Origin of the sequence: Halorubrum sp. SP9 (assembly GCF_005435015.1) — an archaeon.
GTDB classification, from domain to species: domain Archaea; phylum Halobacteriota; class Halobacteria; order Halobacteriales; family Haloferacaceae; genus Halorubrum; species Halorubrum sodomense.
On the sequence record NZ_SGXU01000001.1, the window covers coordinates 157,544 to 172,506 of the forward strand.

Genomic DNA, 14,963 nt, shown 5'->3' on the forward strand with positions numbered 1-14,963 from the left:
CACGCACATGAACTCAGGTCCCGACGACCCGCCGCCGGACGCCGGCGCGGCCGCAGGCGACGTGACGGGACCGACCGACGGCGCCGCGAGTCGCGTCCTGTTCGTCGACGACGAGCCGGGCGCGGCCGATCTCGCCGCGACCCACGTCGAACGGCTCGTGGACGGCATCGAGACGGTCACGCGGCTGTCGCCGGACGAGGCGCTCGACGTGGTCCGCGAGGGGCGCGTCGACTGCGTCGTCAGCGACTTCGACATGCCGGGGGCCGACGGGCTCGAACTACTCGAATCGGTCCGCGAGATCGACTCCGGACTCCCCTTCGTACTGTTCACCGGAAAGGGGAGCGAAGAGATCGCGAGCGAGGCCATCTCCGCCGGCGTCACCGACTACCTCCAGAAGGGCGCCGGGCGTGACCGCTACGAGATGCTCGCGAACAGCGTCGCGAACGCGCTCGGCCGCCGCCGGGCCGAGCGCGACCTCCGCGAAGTGAACGCGAAGGTCACGGCGATCCACGAGTTCGCGACGGAACTGGCGTCCGCGACCGACATCGCGACCGTGCTCGAACGCACCGTCGACGCGACCGAGGAGATACTCGAGTTCGACCGCTGCGTCACCGCGCGTCGACGCGGCGACCGCGTCGTTCCCGCGGTCCTCTCAGAGAGCGTCACCGAGGAGGAGGTCCGCGCGTTCGATGTCGGTGAGGGCGTCGTCGGGACCACGGTCGCCGAGGGGGAGACGATGGTGGTCGACAACCTCAGCGTCGACCCCGCGGACCCGGACGAGCTGGAGGACCCCTCGTCTCCGGGTCGGCCAACTGCCGGGGCCGACCGGCGACGGGGATCGGAGGTGGCGGACCCTGTCGCCGACGACATCCGGTCGGCGATCAGCGTCCCGATCGGCTCGCACGGCGTGTTACAGGCCGTCTCGAACGGCTACGCCGCGTTCGACGAGCGGGACGTCGAGTTCGCGGAGCTGCTGGCGGCCCACGCGGCCAACGCCGTCGAGCAGATCGAGACGGAGAACGCGCTCCGCCGGGAGCGCGACCGGCTGACCGCCCTGTTCCACGACCTCCCGCTTCCGGCGGTGCGTACCGTCGCGCTCGGCGGCGGCGAGCGCCGCCTCGACGCCACCAACGAGGCGTTCGAGGACACGTTCGGCTACGGCGCCGACAGCGGGTACGAGGAGGTCCGCAGCGAGGTGGTCCCGGAGGGCGCCGACCGGCTCGACCCGGAGGCGGTACTCGAACGCGACGAACCCTCGCGGCTCGAGGTGCGTCGCCGGACCGCCGACGGAATGCGCGACTTCATCCTCCACGTCATCCCGGTCAAGCAGCCGGACGAGACGGTTATTTACAGCGTCTACGCCGACATCGAAGACCAGAAGCGCGTCGAGCGGACGCTGCGTCGGCTCCACGCGACGACCCGCGAGATGTTCGGCGGCGAGGACCGCGAGGAGATCGCGGGGCTGGCCGCCCGCGCGGCGATCGACATCCTCGAGTTCCCGAGCAGCGGGGTCCGGCTGTACGACCCCGAGGCGAACGTCCTCTGCCCCACGGCGATAAGCGCGGAGGCGACGGCGGCCTTCGGCGACCGGCCGGCGTTCGGTCCGGGCGACGGGCGCGTCTGGGAGGCGTTCGAGACCGGCCAGCCGGTCGCCGTCGACGACCTCGACGCGGTCGACACCGCGGTCGGGTACGGCGACCTCCGGAGCCTCCTCGCCGTCCCGCTCGCCGACCACGGCGTCATGCCGCTCAGCTCGGAGGAGCCGGGGTTCTTCGACGAGACCGACGTTCAGTTGGCTCGCGTCCTCGCCGCGAACGTCACCGTCGCGCTCGATCACGCGGAGCGGACCGAACAGCTCCGCGACCGCGACGCGGCGCTCCAACGGGAGATCGACCGCCTGGAGAAGTTCGCGGGGCTCGTCTCTCACGACCTCCGGAACCCGCTCAACGTCGCGTCCGGCCGGACCGACCTCGCCCGATCGCTGACCGACGACGCGGCCGTCGTCGACGAACTCGAACGGGTCGGGGACGCCCACGATCGGATGGCACAGCTGATAGACGACCTCCTCGCCCTGGCGCGGCAGGGACGGACGGTCGACGAGATCGAGTCGGTCCCGCTCGACGAGGCCGCCGAGCGCGCGTGGCGAACCGTCGACACCGCGGAGGCGACCCTCGACGTCTCGGCGGCGACGGCCGCGGTCGACGCCGACCCGGAGCGACTCCGGACGCTGCTCGAGAACCTGTTCACGAACAGCGTGGAACACGGTTCCACGAGCAGCCGGACGGAGTCCGGCGACAGCGTCGAGCACAACTCGGAGCCCGAGGCCGGGGGCGACGAGGGACTCACGGTCTCCGTCGGGTCGCTCCCGGACGGATTTTACGTCGCCGACGACGGGGTCGGCTTCGACATCGACCCGGAGGAGGCGACGGAGTACGGCCGTTCGAGCACGGCGAGGGGAACGGGGTTCGGCCTCGCCATCGTGCGGGAGATAGCGGCCGCGCACGGCTGGGAGCTCTCGATCGACGGCGACGACGGCGCTCGGTTCGAGTTCGGGATTTAAGACGCTATATAAAAACCCGGGTGGCGTGTGTTCCGAGCGCACAGGCGGGCCACGGTTATGCGCGATTCGCCCGTGTAACTCACGTATGGACGAAGGAACTCGCGAGCTGCTCGAACCGCTCCCGCCGAGCGCCAAGCTGGTCTACTACGTGCTCGACGCGGAGGGCCGGTTCGACCAGACCGGCCTCGCCGAGGAGACGCGCCTCTCGACCCGAACGGTCCGGTTCGCGGTCGAGAAGCTCACCGAGGTCGGGCTCGTCGAGGAGGGGCTGTGTCCCCGCGACGCCCGCCGCTCCGTCTACCAGGCCGTTCCGCCCGCGGAGCGCGACGGCGCCGGCGAGCCGGAGGCGACCGCCGAGTCGGCCTCCGACGCCGAGGCCGACGCGCCGACCGCCGCGGTCGCCGAGGACTGACGCAGGCGGTCCCGGTCCGCCCCGCTGCCCCGCCGCCCCCCGCCGACGCCCCGATCCGTCGCGCTTTTGCCCCCGGGACCGGTAGTGGAGGCACTCCGATGGCGACGTACCACATCGAAACCTACGGCTGTAGCTCGAACCGGGGCGAGAGCCGGGAGATCGAGCGCGCCCTCCGCGACGGGGGACACCGCCCGGCCGACGGCCCGGACGACGCGGACGTCGCCATCCTCAACACCTGTACCGTCGTCGAAAAGACGGAGCGGAACATGCTCCGTCGCGCCGAGGAGCTGTCGGAGACGACCGCCGAACTCGTCGTCACCGGCTGTATGGCGCTCGCGCAGGGCGACCTGTTCGAAGGGGCCGACGTCGACGCCGAGATCCTCCACTGGGACGAGGTCCCCGCTTACGTGCTCAACGGCGAGTGCCCGACGGTCACCCCCGACGCCGAACCGGTGTTAGACGGCGTCGTCGGGATCCTCCCGATCGCGCGCGGCTGTATGAGCAACTGCTCGTACTGTATCACCAAGTTCGCCACCGGCCGGGTCGACTCCCCGCCGATCGAGGAGAACGTCGAGAAGGCTCGGGCGCTCGTCCACGCCGGCGCGAAGGAGATCCGGGTCACCGGCCAGGACACCGGGGTCTACGGCTGGGACGACGGCGACCGAAAGCTCCCGGAGCTCCTCGACCGGATCTGCGACATCGACGGCGAGTTCCGGGTCCGGTTGGGGATGGCGAACCCCGGCGGCATCCACGGGATCCACGAGGAGCTGGCCGACGTGTTCGCCGAGAACGAGGAGCTGTACGACTTCGTTCACGCTCCCGTCCAATCCGGCTCCGACGACGTGCTCGCGGACATGCGCCGGCAGCACCGGGTCGAGAAGTTCCGCGAGGTCGTCGAGACGTTCGACGACCGGCTCGACCACTGGACGCTCTCGACCGACTTCATCGTCGGCTTCCCCACCGAGGACGAGGTCGACCACGAGCTGTCGATGGAGCTCCTCGCGGAGGTCCGCCCCGAGAAGATCAACGTCACCCGCTTCTCGAAGCGCCCGGGCACCGACGCCGCCGACATGAAGGGGCTCGGCGGGACCGTCAAGAAGGAGCGCTCGAAGGCGATGTCGGAGCTGAAGATGGAGGTCGTCGGCGAGGCGTACGAGTCGATGGTCGACGATCGGTTCGAGGTCCTCGTCGTCGAGGAGGGAACCGGTGACTCCGTGAAGTGCCGCGACGGCGCGTACCGACAGATCATCGTCCAGAACGCGACGGAGCGCGGGGTCGACGTGGGGGACTTCCTGGAGGTGGCGGTGACCGGCCACAACACCGTCTACGCGTTCGGAGAGCCGGTCGACGGGACGCCGGCCGAGGCCGCCGGGGCCGACGACGCGGGTCGGGTACCGGGCGACGACTGACGGGTCTGACCGAGTGACGGCCGACCGGTCGGGTCACTCCTCGTAGATCATCTCGACCTCGTCCCCGAACCGGTCCAAGATGTTGCGCCGCTTCTTTTTCATCGTCGGCGTGAGCAGGTCGTTCTCCTCGCTGAACTCCTCCTCGACGAGCCGGAACTGCTTGATCTGCTCGTAGGGCTCGAACGCCTCGTTCACGCGGTCGACCTCCGCCTGAATCCGCTCGCGGACGCGGTCGTCGCGGCAGATCGCCGCCCGCTCCGCCGGGAGGTCGATCCCGTTGGCGTCGGCCCACGCGTCGATCCGCTCGACGTTCGGGACGAGGAGCGCGGAGACGAACTTCCGGCCGTCGCCGATCACGACGCACTGCTCGACGAACTCGTTGGCGGCGAACCGGTCTTCGATCGGGCCGGGGGCGACGTTCTTTCCGGTCGAGAGCACGAGCAGCTGCTTGGCGCGCTCTCGGAAGGCGACGTAGCCGTCGGGGCGGAGCTGGACGATGTCGCCGGTGCGGAACCACGGCTCGGTGGCCGCGGCTTCGGCGTCCGGGTCGACGTCGCCGGATCCGACGCGCTCGTCGGGCGGCGTGCCGGCGGTCACGGCGTCGTCGGGGAGATCGTCCGCATCGACGAACGCCTCCGCGGTCGCGTCCGGACGGTTCCAGTAGCCGTCGGTCACCTGCGGACCGCGGACGAGCAGTTCGCCGACGTCCCCGGCCAGGTCCGCGACCTCCTCGCCGACGACCGTGCCGTCGATCGCGATCTCCGTGTCGACGACCGGCGGACCGATGGTGCCGACCTTCGGATCCTCGGGCGGGTTGACGCTGACGACCGGAGACGTCTCCGTCAGGCCGTACCCCTCCAGAATGGGCAGGTCCATCGCGTGATACAGCGCGCAGAGCTCGGCCGACAGCGACCCGCCTCCGGAGATGAAGAAGTCGACGTTGCCGCCGATCGCCTCCCGGACCGACGAGAAAACCAGTCTGTCCGCGACGGCGCGCTTGGCGTCGAGCAGCGTGCCGGGGTCGTCGGCCTCGTGATGGGCGCGGCCGACGCCGACCGCCCACTCGAAGACGCGTTCTCTGACCGGCGACTCGGCCGCCTGCTCGCGGATCGCGTCGTACAGCTTCTCGTAGACGCGCGGGACGCTCGTCGTCGTCGTCGGGCGCACCAGTCCGAAGTCCTCGCGGAGCGTGTCGGGGCTCTCCGCGTACGCGACCGTCGCCCCCGCGGCGAACATCATGTAGTGGCCGGCCATCCGCTCGAAGACGTGCGCGAGCGGGAGGAAGGAGAGGGTGGTCGTCTCCGCGGAGATCCCCGGCACGTCCGGGTCGCGGTCCGGTCGGTCCGCGAACCGCCGGTAACACTGCGAGACGTTGTCGCGGAAGTTCGCGTGGGTGAGCCGGACGCCCTTCGGTTTCCCGGTGGTCCCGGAGGTGTAGATCAGGCTGGCGAGGTCGTCGACCTCGGCGGCGTCGATCCACCCCTCGTAGGCCGCCTCGTCGAACGCCGCGGCGCCGCGACCGTGGACCTCGCCGAGGGTGTACACGTCGTCGAGTGCGCCCTCGCCGTCGGCGGCCTCGGCGGCGCGACCGTCGGTGTCGACGTCGTCGAGGGTCACGATCGCGTTCAGCCCGTGGTCGAGGTCACCGCGCACCGCGAGCACGTCCTCGAGCATCTCCCGATCCTCCGCGACGACGACGGTCGCCTCCGGGTCCGCCAACAGGTACCGCAGCTGACTCGGCGACGACGAGGCGTACACCGTCGTCACGACGGCGCCGGCGGCAAGCGCCGCGAAGTCGGTCTGGGCCCACTCCATGCGAGTCTGCGAGTACATCGCCACTCTCGTGTCGCCGTCGACGCCCAGGTCACGGAGCCCCGCGGCGAGGTTCCGAACGACATCTCGCATCTCGGCGTACGTCAGATCGGCGTACTCGCCCGCTGGCGCCTGCGGAACGACCCCGTCGGTAACCAGCGATCGGTCGTGGATCCCCCCTTTGTATCGCTGTGCGATCCGGTCCGCGTGCCGCTCCGCGGTGCGTTCGAAGGTGCGCGGGAGCGTCTCTCGGGCGATGGCGTCGTCGGTGAACGCCCGTTCCGCCGCTTGCCAACTCATACCGCCTAGTCCCGCCCGACCGTCATAAACAATCCGGTAGTTTTGAGTTTCTCTCCGATCGGTCCCTCGATCGGATCCCGAGCGCCGTCGCCGCGGTGCGCCCGCCCGCCACGACGAGCGCGAGCGCAGGAGCGATACCGCTCGTGACGGGAGTATCGGGAAAACGTGCCGTTCGTGCTCCAGTCGGGGGAGGGCTAGCGGCCGTCTGCGATCCGCGCCTCGACCCCGTCTTTGTCCGCGCGGATCCGGTCGGCGAGCTCCGCGATCTGCGCTAACACCGGGTAGTGTGGGCCGTCGGTGGGACCGTAGAGGTACTCGTAGAACGTTCGGTCGGGATCGGCGTCGAAACGCGGGGTCATCGGCGGCTCGTCGAGCGACCGCTGCCGGTCGGCCGCGAGCTCGTCGCACTCGCCTTCGAGCTCCGTCAGTCGGTTCCAGACGTCGATCGCCGCGTCGATCTCGCTGTCGGATCGGACTCCGTCCAGGTGGTCGATCAGCCGCCCGCGACGGCGGTCGATCGACGACAGCGTCGTCTCCCGGTCGGCCAGTTCGTCGGTCTCCTCCTCGATGGCGTCGGCCAGTCGGTCCCGCGCGTCGACGGCGCGCCGACTCCGGTCGACGAGCGCGGACTGCGCGCCGCTCGACAGCCCGCCGTCGGTCGCCAGCGCGGTCGCCGTGTCCGGGCCGAGTTCGGCCGCGAGACTCTCCGCGGCCGTCTCGTCGTACTCGGTCCGGTAGTGCGGCAGCGACAGCACGGTGTCCTCGTACGCGGCCATCACCCGCCGGAGCGTCGCGTCCCGGCCCCCGCCCGGGCCGCCGCCCGGAGGGCTCCCGTTTCGGGCCGAGCCGAGGCCGCGGAGGGCGCCGGCGGGCACGCCGGTGGGACCCGGCTCGGTCGCGACCGAGACGGTGTCCATCTCAGCCACCCGGTCGGCGAACGCCTCGAACGCGTCTCGCTCGTCGAGGACGCGGCGTCGCTCGCGGCGGCAGGCCGCCTCGGCGTCGCGGACGTACGCGAACGCGAGGAGGGCGAGAACGCCGGCGAGCGCGACCGCCGTTACGACTCCCGGCTCGGTCGCGACCGCCCACAGCTCGCACCACGTGCTCGCACATCCCGCTACCGTCACCCCCTGATCGGGGATCTGAAAGACCGCCGTCGAACCCGTGTGAACGCTCATTAGGTCTGTTAACACGGTACACACACAAAGCGTTTTCGTCCGGGCTCGGTTCGGCGCCGGTTCGCTGCTCGTTTCCCGCTGGTTCGCTACGCTTCGTCCGAGTAGGGGGATTCGTTCCGGCTTTCGCGTCAGTTTCGGACGCCGTCGTCGGTGATCACGGTGTCGATCATCCCGATCGGGGTGGCGTCGTAGCTGGGATTTTCGATCTCGACGTCCTCGACCGGCTCGCGCATCACCTCGACGGCGTCGCGGAACTCGTTTTCGAAGCGGAACTCCTCGATGGTCTTCGCCCCCGAGCCGACCGCGGTGACGGGGACGCCGAGTTCGCGGGCGGTGACGACGAGCGGGAACGTGCCGATCCGGTTGTAGTAGGTGCCGCCGGTGATACAGGTGATGCCGAGCAGAACGCGGTCGCAGTCGCGAAGCGCGTACCCCATCGCGCTGTCGACGACCATCCGCGTCTCGACGCGGGACACGCCGGCGAGGACGCGCGCGGTCTTCCGACCGAGGGTCCGCGGGCGCGCCTCGGTGACGTAGACGGTGAGGTGCGCGCCGTCGCGGGCCGCGTTCTCGACGGCCTCCAACACCGTCGTCGAGTAGTCGTGGACGAGCAGCGTGTCGCCGTCCTCGATGTGTTCGGCCGCGTTGGCGGCCGCCTCGCCCTTCGCCGTCTCGATGTCGTCGACGACGCGGGCGATGACGTCCTCGAGCAGTTGTTTCGCGCCCTCGACGCTCGTCGCCTCGCCGACGATGGAGCGCTCGACGTCGCGCATCGCGTTGTGGAGCGCGGCGTGGGAGGGGTTCGACCGGCGCAACACCCCCGCGTTGTGTTCGAGGTCGCGCTCGAACTCGTCGACGGTCACGTACTCGCGGTCGAGCAGGTCCGCGAGCGACCGCGTCGCCTTCACGGCCACCGCCGACGTGCTGTGGGTCCGCATCGCCCGGATCTCGGCGACGGTCTCGTCGATCATGCCCGAATGGTCGACCGCGCCGGTAAAAGGGGTTCCGGGGGAGAACCGGCGGCGAGGCGCCGTGGCGATCCGCCGCGCCGGCTGACTAGTCGAACCCGAGCCGGCCGACCGCGCGCGGCAGACATCCCTCCTCCGGCTCGACGTACGAGTAGTGGTCCGCGACCAGATCGGTGACGTCGACGTCGGCGTAGCCGTCGGGCGCGGTCGCCCCGTCCGGGAGTCCGCCGTGCCCGACTGCGCGGGTCCGGTCGGAGGCGCGGTACACCCACCCGAGGACGCGGTCGTTCCGGCTGTGGAAGTTGCGGACGGGCGCGTCCAGCGTCGCGATCGCGGACCCGTACCGACCGCCGACGCCGGCGCTCTCGTCGGGGATCGCGCCGCCGAACAGCGAGACCGACGCGAGGACGTCCGTCCGCCCGCGGTCCGCGAGTTCCCGGAGCGCGGCGCCCGTTACGCGAGCGCCCAGCGAGTGCGCGAACAGGTGGACGGGTCGCCCGTCCTCGTCGGCCCACGCCGCCAGCCAGTCGGCCAGCGGGACGGCGTTGGCGTCCGCGGTCTCCTTGGCCAGCCCCCAGTCGACGTTCGACGCCCACGAGTAGCCGACCACGGGGCGGGCGCTCTCCGTGGTACCGTCGTCCGTCGCCGCCGCCTCGCCCGCCGCCGCCTCGCCCGTCGCCGCGGCGAGTCCCAGCCGCGCGGTGTAGGCCTGATTCCGAGCCGACTCGGCGTCCGCGCCGAGCCCGTGAACGAACAGGACCACGGAGTCGGCCCCGCCGAACGCCCACGAGCCCGACCGCTCCGTCGGATCGCCGTCGTCGAGGCGCCCGCGGGTCGATACCATCGGCTGCGTCTCGGGCGCCTCGTACCCGCCGAAGTCGCCGTCGAGCGCGTTCGCGACGTAGAGGCCGCCGCCGCCGAGGAGCCCGACGCCGCCCGCGACGCCGTAGAGGACCCGTCGTCGGGTGACGAGTTCGGCGGGGCCGTCCGATCCGTCTGAGCCGTCTCCAGAGGTGTCCGGTGAGATATCGGATCGTCGCCTCGGACGATCAAATACCTGACGCGGCGGCGACGGCTGTTTATCGATCGATCTCCTACGAGGGGTATGAGCTACCCGGTCACGTACTACTGTCCGCACTGCGGGACGCTCGTCGCGCTCGAACGCGAGGGGTACCTCGCGGACAAGTCGGTGACGCCGTACCCGCTGGAGGGATGGACGTACGTCGCGCCGACGGAGCCGTTCGACGCCGAGGAGGGCGGTGGGAGTGAGGACGGCGGCGAAGGCGGCGACGCGGTCGAGCCGGACGGCGTCCGGTTCGTCTGCGGGGAGAGCGACGGCGTCGACTGGGACCCGCACGACGGCGTCCGCGGCACCGACGTGGGCGGCGACGAGCCGTACCGGGAACCGGACGCGGACGGCGTCGGCTGCGGCGAGCCGTTCTACCTCTCGTTCGTCCGCTACGCGGAGGGGCGCGAGATCGATCCGAAAGCGGAGTCGGAACCGGTCGAGATCAACCCCGACCCGCGGCCGAGCGGGCCGCGCGGTCCGACCGGTCCGGGCGAGGCCGGCGGTCCGAGCGACTCCGACGGCGGCTTCTGGTGACTGCGCGGTGGGCGATTTACGAATCGAGTCCGACACCGGGAACGCCCCGGACGCTCGCTGATACCTGATTGACCGGCGGTCGACGGTGAACTCCTCCAAAGCCCCGGTCGCCGCCGTCGAGGGCGGCCGCTCGCAGGCACGCGCCACCGCGTCTCCCGTGACTGATCGGGTTCGGCTGATTCCCGAGCGTCCCTGAGCCGAACAGCCAAACCCCTTAAACGGGGAGCGAGTAGGCCCGGACATGGAGAGCATCAACCGGACCGCGATCGAGCTGGTCGACGAGGCGCTCGACTTCGCCGGCGAGCTGGACGTCGTCGGCTACGAGCTGGACAACGGCGCCACCGTCGTCGACTTCGGGGTCGACGCGGCCGGCGGGGTCGAAGCTGGCCTGCTGCTCGCGGAGATCCAGACGGCCGGGCTGGCGAACCTCCAGACCCGGATGGGCGAGCTCGCCGGCGCGCCGCGCCAGCACGTCGAGCTGTCGACCGACCACCCCGCGATCGCGTTACTCTGCTCGCAGAAGGCCGGCTGGGAGCTGACGACCGAGGGCGGCTTCGAGGGGCTCGGCTCCGGGCCGGCCCGCGCGCTCGTCGGCCGCGAAACCGAGTTCGAGCGCGTCGGCTACTACGACTCCTCCGAGTTCGCCACGCTGGCCGTCGAGTCGACGACGCTGCCCGACGAGGCGGTGGCCGAGCAGGTCGCGGAGATGGCCGAGGTCGACGCCGACGGCGTGTTCCTCCCGACGTTCGCCACCGGCTCGACCGCCGGCTCCGTCACCACCGCGGCCCGCGCCGCCGAACTCGCCGTCTTCCGCCTGCTGGAGGTCGGCTACGAGCCCACCGACGTGCTCCACGCCTCCGGGTCCGCACCGCTCGCGCCCGCGACCCGAGACGAGGCCGAGGCGATGGGGCGGACGAACGACGCGCTGGCGTACGGCGGCGAGGTCCACCTCCAGGTCGCCCGCGACGACGACCGCTTCGACGAGATAGTCTCGACCGCGGACGAGGAGTACGGGACCCCCTTCGTCGAGGTGTTCGAGGACGCCGACTGGGACTTCTACGACGTGCCCGAGAGCGTGTTCGCCCCGGCGCAAGTCACCGTCGATGTCGTCGACGGCCCCGTCTACACGGTGGGCGAGACGAACGAGGAACTGCTCGCGGAGTCGTTCGGCTACCGCTGAGCCGACCGCTCGACCTCTCACTCCACCGGCTACGCCCCGAATCCCGTGCGACTCAAACCAGTCCCCGAACCGCCGTCGGACCTCGACGCGCTCCGCGAGTACCAGCGCGCGGTCCCGCTCGTCCCCGGCGACACAGACGACTGTTGCGCTCGACTCCGTCGGCGCTGTGACCTCCCCGACCGCCGGACCGCAAACGACTGGCTCGCGTTCCTGCGCGCGCTCGGCCTCGTCGAGGAGACCTCCCGGGGGTTCGTCCGGGCCGACGCCGAGCCGACCCGGGAGCGCGTCCGCGCGGGACTCGAGGAAGGGGTCCTGTTCGTCCCGGAGGCGCTCGCGGCGCTCGACGAGGCCTCGCCCGGCGACCCCCTGACCGCCGCCGACCTCTTCGCGGCCACTCGCGACGCGGTCCCCCGTCACGACAGAGCTCGGAACCCCGACTGGGAGACCGCGTGGCGTGAGCGCGCGTCTCGGCTGCTCGGCTGGCTCGCGCTCGTCGGCCTCGCGGCGCCCGTCGACGGCGACCCGGAAGCGTCGGGGAGCGACCCCGGCTACGTCGCGGGCGACGCGCTCTGACTCGGCCCGCTCGCCCGCGCGCCGTTCTCGCAACAAACCCCGCTCGCCCGCGCGCCGTCCCCGCAACAAGCCTTTTACTCGGTGCCGGAGACGGAGTCACATGGGACGCTTCGACGGGCGCACGGTCCGCTACGAGCCGACGAGCGTCAAGGACCTGCTCGTCGAGATGAAGGACACGGCGGAGCTGCTGATCGACCTGTCGTACTCGGCGGTCCTCCACGGGAGCCCGACGGTCGCGCACGAGGTCGTCGAGCTGGAACACCGGATGGACGCGCTCCAGATGCGCGCCCGGATGAGCCTGATGCTCGCGGCGCGGAACCCCGGCGAGGCGGAGACGCTCGCCCCCGTCCTCGGCGTCATCGCCGCCGCGGAGAAGGTCGCGGACGCCGCGGGCGACATCGCCAAGATCGTCACCGAGGAGATCGGGATCCCGAGCGCGATGCGGAGCGCGCTCTCCGAGGGCGTCGAGACGCTCGTCCGGGGGACGGTCGCGGACGAGTCCGCGTACGCCGGTCGGACGCTGAAGGCGATCGACCTCGAATCGAAGACTGGCGTCCGCGTCATCGCGGTCCGCCGCGACGAGGACTGGATCCTCAACCCCGGACCGACGACCCGGCTGGAGGCGGGCGACGTGACGCTGTTGCGCGGGCCCGAAGGGGGCGTGGCCGACGTGTACCCCGAACTGAGCGGCGAGCCGTTCGAGCCGGCGCCGTCGCCCGAGCCCGCGATCGACGACCTCGAACGCGCGGTCGACTCGATCGTGTTGATGAAGAACCTCTCGGAGCTCGCCGTCGACCTGGCGTACGGCTCGGTCCTCTTCGACAACGAGGAGCTGGCCGAGGAAGTGAGCAACCTGGAGATCGAGGTCGACGCGCTCCAGTCGCGCTTCGAGGCGTGGACGCTCCGGGCGGCGGCCGAGGCCGACGACCCGGTGTCGCTGCGCGGACTCATCCACCTCGGCGTCGCGACCGAGGAGATCTCCGACGCCGCGCTCGCGATCACCGAGGGGGTCCGCCGCGACCTCGACGTCCACCCGGTCGTGGAGATGGCGGTCCAGGAGTCCGACGAAATAATCACCCGCACCGAGGTCGCCGCGGGGAGCGACCTCGACGGGACCGCGGTCGTCGACGGCGTGCCCGCGACCGACATCTCGACGAGCGTCCTCGCGATCCGGCGCTCGGACGACGAGTGGCTGGTCGGGCCCGACATCGACACCACGCTCCGGGGCGGCGACGTGATCATCTCAAAGGGGACCCGGACCTCCGCCGAGGAGTTCGATGCCCTCGCGGCGTGAGGGCGGAGAGGAGGAAGCGGCGCCGCTCGCGGATTCCGACCCCACCGCCCTCGCCCGGGCCTACTACGACGCGCTCGACGCGGGCGAGTACGATCGGCTGCGATCGCTGCTCGACCCGGATTTCGTTCAGCGACGCCCCGACCGAACGTTCGAGGGACGCGACCGCTTCGTCGCGTTCATGCGCGACGAGCGGCCGAACACCGACACCACGCACGTCGTCGACCGCGTCTACCCGTCCGGTCCCGGCGTGGCGGTCCGCGGCCGACTGCTCGACGCCGACGGCGAGGAGCTGTTCGCGTTCGTCGACGCGTTCGATTCGGACGGCGAGACGCTGACCGCGCTGGAGACGTACGCCGCCGAGTCGTAGGGCGGCGCGCGGGCGGTGTCGCCCGCCGGATCGGCGCCTACCAAGCCGCGCGCAACACGCCGAGGATCCCCTCCGGGGTCGCGTCGAGGTCGGCCGGCGCGCGCTCCATCGGCGGGTCCTCGGCGACGAACTCGGCGACCGCCGGCAGGTCGGCCTCGTCGGTCTCGGGGAGGTCCCGGAGCCGGCTCGGCACGTCGAGCGCGTCGCGGACCTCCGCGACCGCCTCGACGACGTCCTCGGCGATCGCGTCGTCGTCGCGGCCGTCGGTCCGGACACCGAGGCCGGCCGCGAGCGCCCGGCGGCTCGCGTCGACCTCGTCGAAGAGGTACGCCAGCGCGTGGGGCGCGACGACCGCGTGGATCGCGCCCTGCTGAACGTCGTAGCGCCGGGCGAATCCGTGGCCGAACGCGTGGATCACCGATATCTTCCGGTCGAGCTGGACCAGCAACGCCCCCACGACCGCGCGGTCTGTCGCCGCCTCGCCGCCCGGCCGGTCGCCGGCCACGCGCGGGAGCGCGTCGGAGAGGAGCCGGAGCCCGTGGACAGCGGCCGCGTCGCTCATCGGGTCGGCGTCGCGGGCGTAGGGCGTCTCGATCCCCTTGTCGAAGCCGTTCATCGCCGATCCGGCCAGCACCGAGGTCGGCGTCGTCTCGAACAGCGCCGGGTCCGCCACGTCCGCGAGCGGCCACGCGCCGCTCCCGCTGACGTTCACCGGCTGGCCGGTCGGGGACTCGTCGGCCGAGAAGACCTCCAGCGACCCGCCGGTGGAGACGTCCGCGCCCGCGAACGTCGTCGGCACGACGACGGACGGGAGCGCCGGGTCGCTCCCGGGGGCGAGGTCGCCGAGCGCGTCCGGCCCGTCCTCCGCGTCGGCGCGGAGCTCGCCGAGGTCGCGGCCGTCGGCCGCGAGCAGCGTCGCCTGCCGCGCGATGTCGAGGCTGGCGCCGCCGCCGACCGCGACGAGGACGTCCGCGCCGACCTCGGCTCTCGCGTCGAGCAGGTCGTACGCGGTCTCGATCCGCTTGTCGGGGGAGGTCCCGTCGAAGACGCCGGCGAGCCGGTCGCCGAGGCCCTCTCGAACCGGGTCCATCAGCGCGTCGTTCGCGCCCGTGTTCGAACCGCAGACGACGAGCGCGTCGTCGAGGCCGCGGTCGCCGAGCCAGCCGCCGAGGTCGGCGATCCGGCCTCGACCGTACCGGATCTCGCAGCCGCGGTGAACGTGTTCGAAGGAGTCCGCGATCGGTAGCATCGGAGGGCGATACGCGCGGCGTCGGTTTGTAGCTGTGGGACGTGCCGTCACACCGCCG

General features: G+C 71.5%; 13 protein-coding genes. 8 read left to right on the forward strand and 5 right to left on the reverse strand.

Annotated features, from left to right (window positions below; all coding sequences use genetic code 11):
- The first annotated feature begins 7 nt into the window (after positions 1-7).
- From EXE45_RS00785 to EXE45_RS00795, 3 genes are all read left to right on the forward strand, one after another.
- Positions 8-2,560: a GAF domain-containing protein gene (locus EXE45_RS00785; RefSeq protein ID WP_137693264.1), complete on the forward strand. Its 2,553-nt coding sequence runs from the start codon at positions 8-10 to the stop codon at positions 2,558-2,560.
- A gap of 85 nt (positions 2,561-2,645) precedes the next feature.
- Positions 2,646-2,972, forward strand: coding sequence for an ArsR family transcriptional regulator (locus tag EXE45_RS00790; protein ID WP_092922781.1), 327 nt, complete (start codon positions 2,646-2,648; stop codon positions 2,970-2,972).
- A gap of 98 nt (positions 2,973-3,070) precedes the next feature.
- On the forward strand, positions 3,071-4,381 hold the full coding sequence (locus EXE45_RS00795; protein ID WP_137693265.1) for a tRNA (N(6)-L-threonylcarbamoyladenosine(37)-C(2))-methylthiotransferase: 1,311 nt from the start codon (positions 3,071-3,073) through the stop codon (positions 4,379-4,381).
- A gap of 33 nt (positions 4,382-4,414) precedes the next feature.
- Here the strand turns inward: EXE45_RS00795 and EXE45_RS00800 are convergent, their stop codons facing one another.
- The 4 genes from EXE45_RS00800 to EXE45_RS00815 form a co-directional block, all read right to left on the reverse strand.
- Complete coding sequence (locus EXE45_RS00800) at positions 4,415-6,493, reverse strand: long-chain fatty acid--CoA ligase (protein WP_137693266.1); 2,079 nt, start codon at positions 6,491-6,493, stop codon at positions 4,415-4,417.
- Positions 6,494-6,687: 194 nt separating this feature from the next.
- A complete protein-coding gene (locus tag EXE45_RS00805; protein ID WP_137693267.1) occupies positions 6,688-7,671 on the reverse strand; it encodes a hypothetical protein in 984 nt (327 codons plus the stop codon).
- 128 nt (positions 7,672-7,799) lie between these two features.
- Positions 7,800-8,642, reverse strand: coding sequence for a translation initiation factor eIF-2B (locus EXE45_RS00810; RefSeq protein ID WP_092922769.1), 843 nt, complete (start codon positions 8,640-8,642; stop codon positions 7,800-7,802).
- 85 nt (positions 8,643-8,727) lie between these two features.
- A complete protein-coding gene (locus EXE45_RS00815) occupies positions 8,728-9,483 on the reverse strand; it encodes a DUF726 domain-containing protein (protein ID WP_137693268.1) in 756 nt (251 codons plus the stop codon).
- 261 nt (positions 9,484-9,744) lie between these two features.
- On the opposite strand from EXE45_RS00815, the gene EXE45_RS00820 reads away from it, so the two are divergent.
- From EXE45_RS00820 to EXE45_RS00840, 5 genes are all read left to right on the forward strand, one after another.
- The gene (locus tag EXE45_RS00820; RefSeq protein ID WP_137693269.1) at positions 9,745-10,242 is read left to right on the forward strand and encodes a hypothetical protein; all 498 of its coding nucleotides are present in this window, start codon (positions 9,745-9,747) and stop codon (positions 10,240-10,242) included.
- A gap of 241 nt (positions 10,243-10,483) precedes the next feature.
- Entirely contained in the window at positions 10,484-11,422 is a 939-nt protein-coding gene (mch, locus tag EXE45_RS00825; RefSeq protein WP_092922760.1) for a methenyltetrahydromethanopterin cyclohydrolase, read from the forward strand.
- Positions 11,423-11,467: 45 nt separating this feature from the next.
- Entirely contained in the window at positions 11,468-11,995 is a 528-nt protein-coding gene (locus tag EXE45_RS00830; protein ID WP_092922757.1) for a hypothetical protein, read from the forward strand.
- 100 nt (positions 11,996-12,095) lie between these two features.
- The gene (locus EXE45_RS00835) at positions 12,096-13,289 is read left to right on the forward strand and encodes a potassium channel family protein (RefSeq protein WP_137693270.1); all 1,194 of its coding nucleotides are present in this window, start codon (positions 12,096-12,098) and stop codon (positions 13,287-13,289) included.
- On the forward strand, positions 13,273-13,656 hold the full coding sequence (locus EXE45_RS00840; RefSeq protein WP_092922752.1) for a nuclear transport factor 2 family protein: 384 nt from the start codon (positions 13,273-13,275) through the stop codon (positions 13,654-13,656). The genes EXE45_RS00835 and EXE45_RS00840 overlap by 17 nt, the downstream gene beginning before the upstream one ends.
- 37 nt (positions 13,657-13,693) lie before the next feature.
- Here EXE45_RS00840 and EXE45_RS00845 read toward each other — a convergent pair whose 3' ends face one another.
- Positions 13,694-14,905, reverse strand: a complete 1,212-nt coding sequence (locus EXE45_RS00845; protein ID WP_092922749.1) for an iron-containing alcohol dehydrogenase family protein — start codon at positions 14,903-14,905, stop codon at positions 13,694-13,696.
- Between the last annotated feature and the right edge of the window lie 58 nt (positions 14,906-14,963).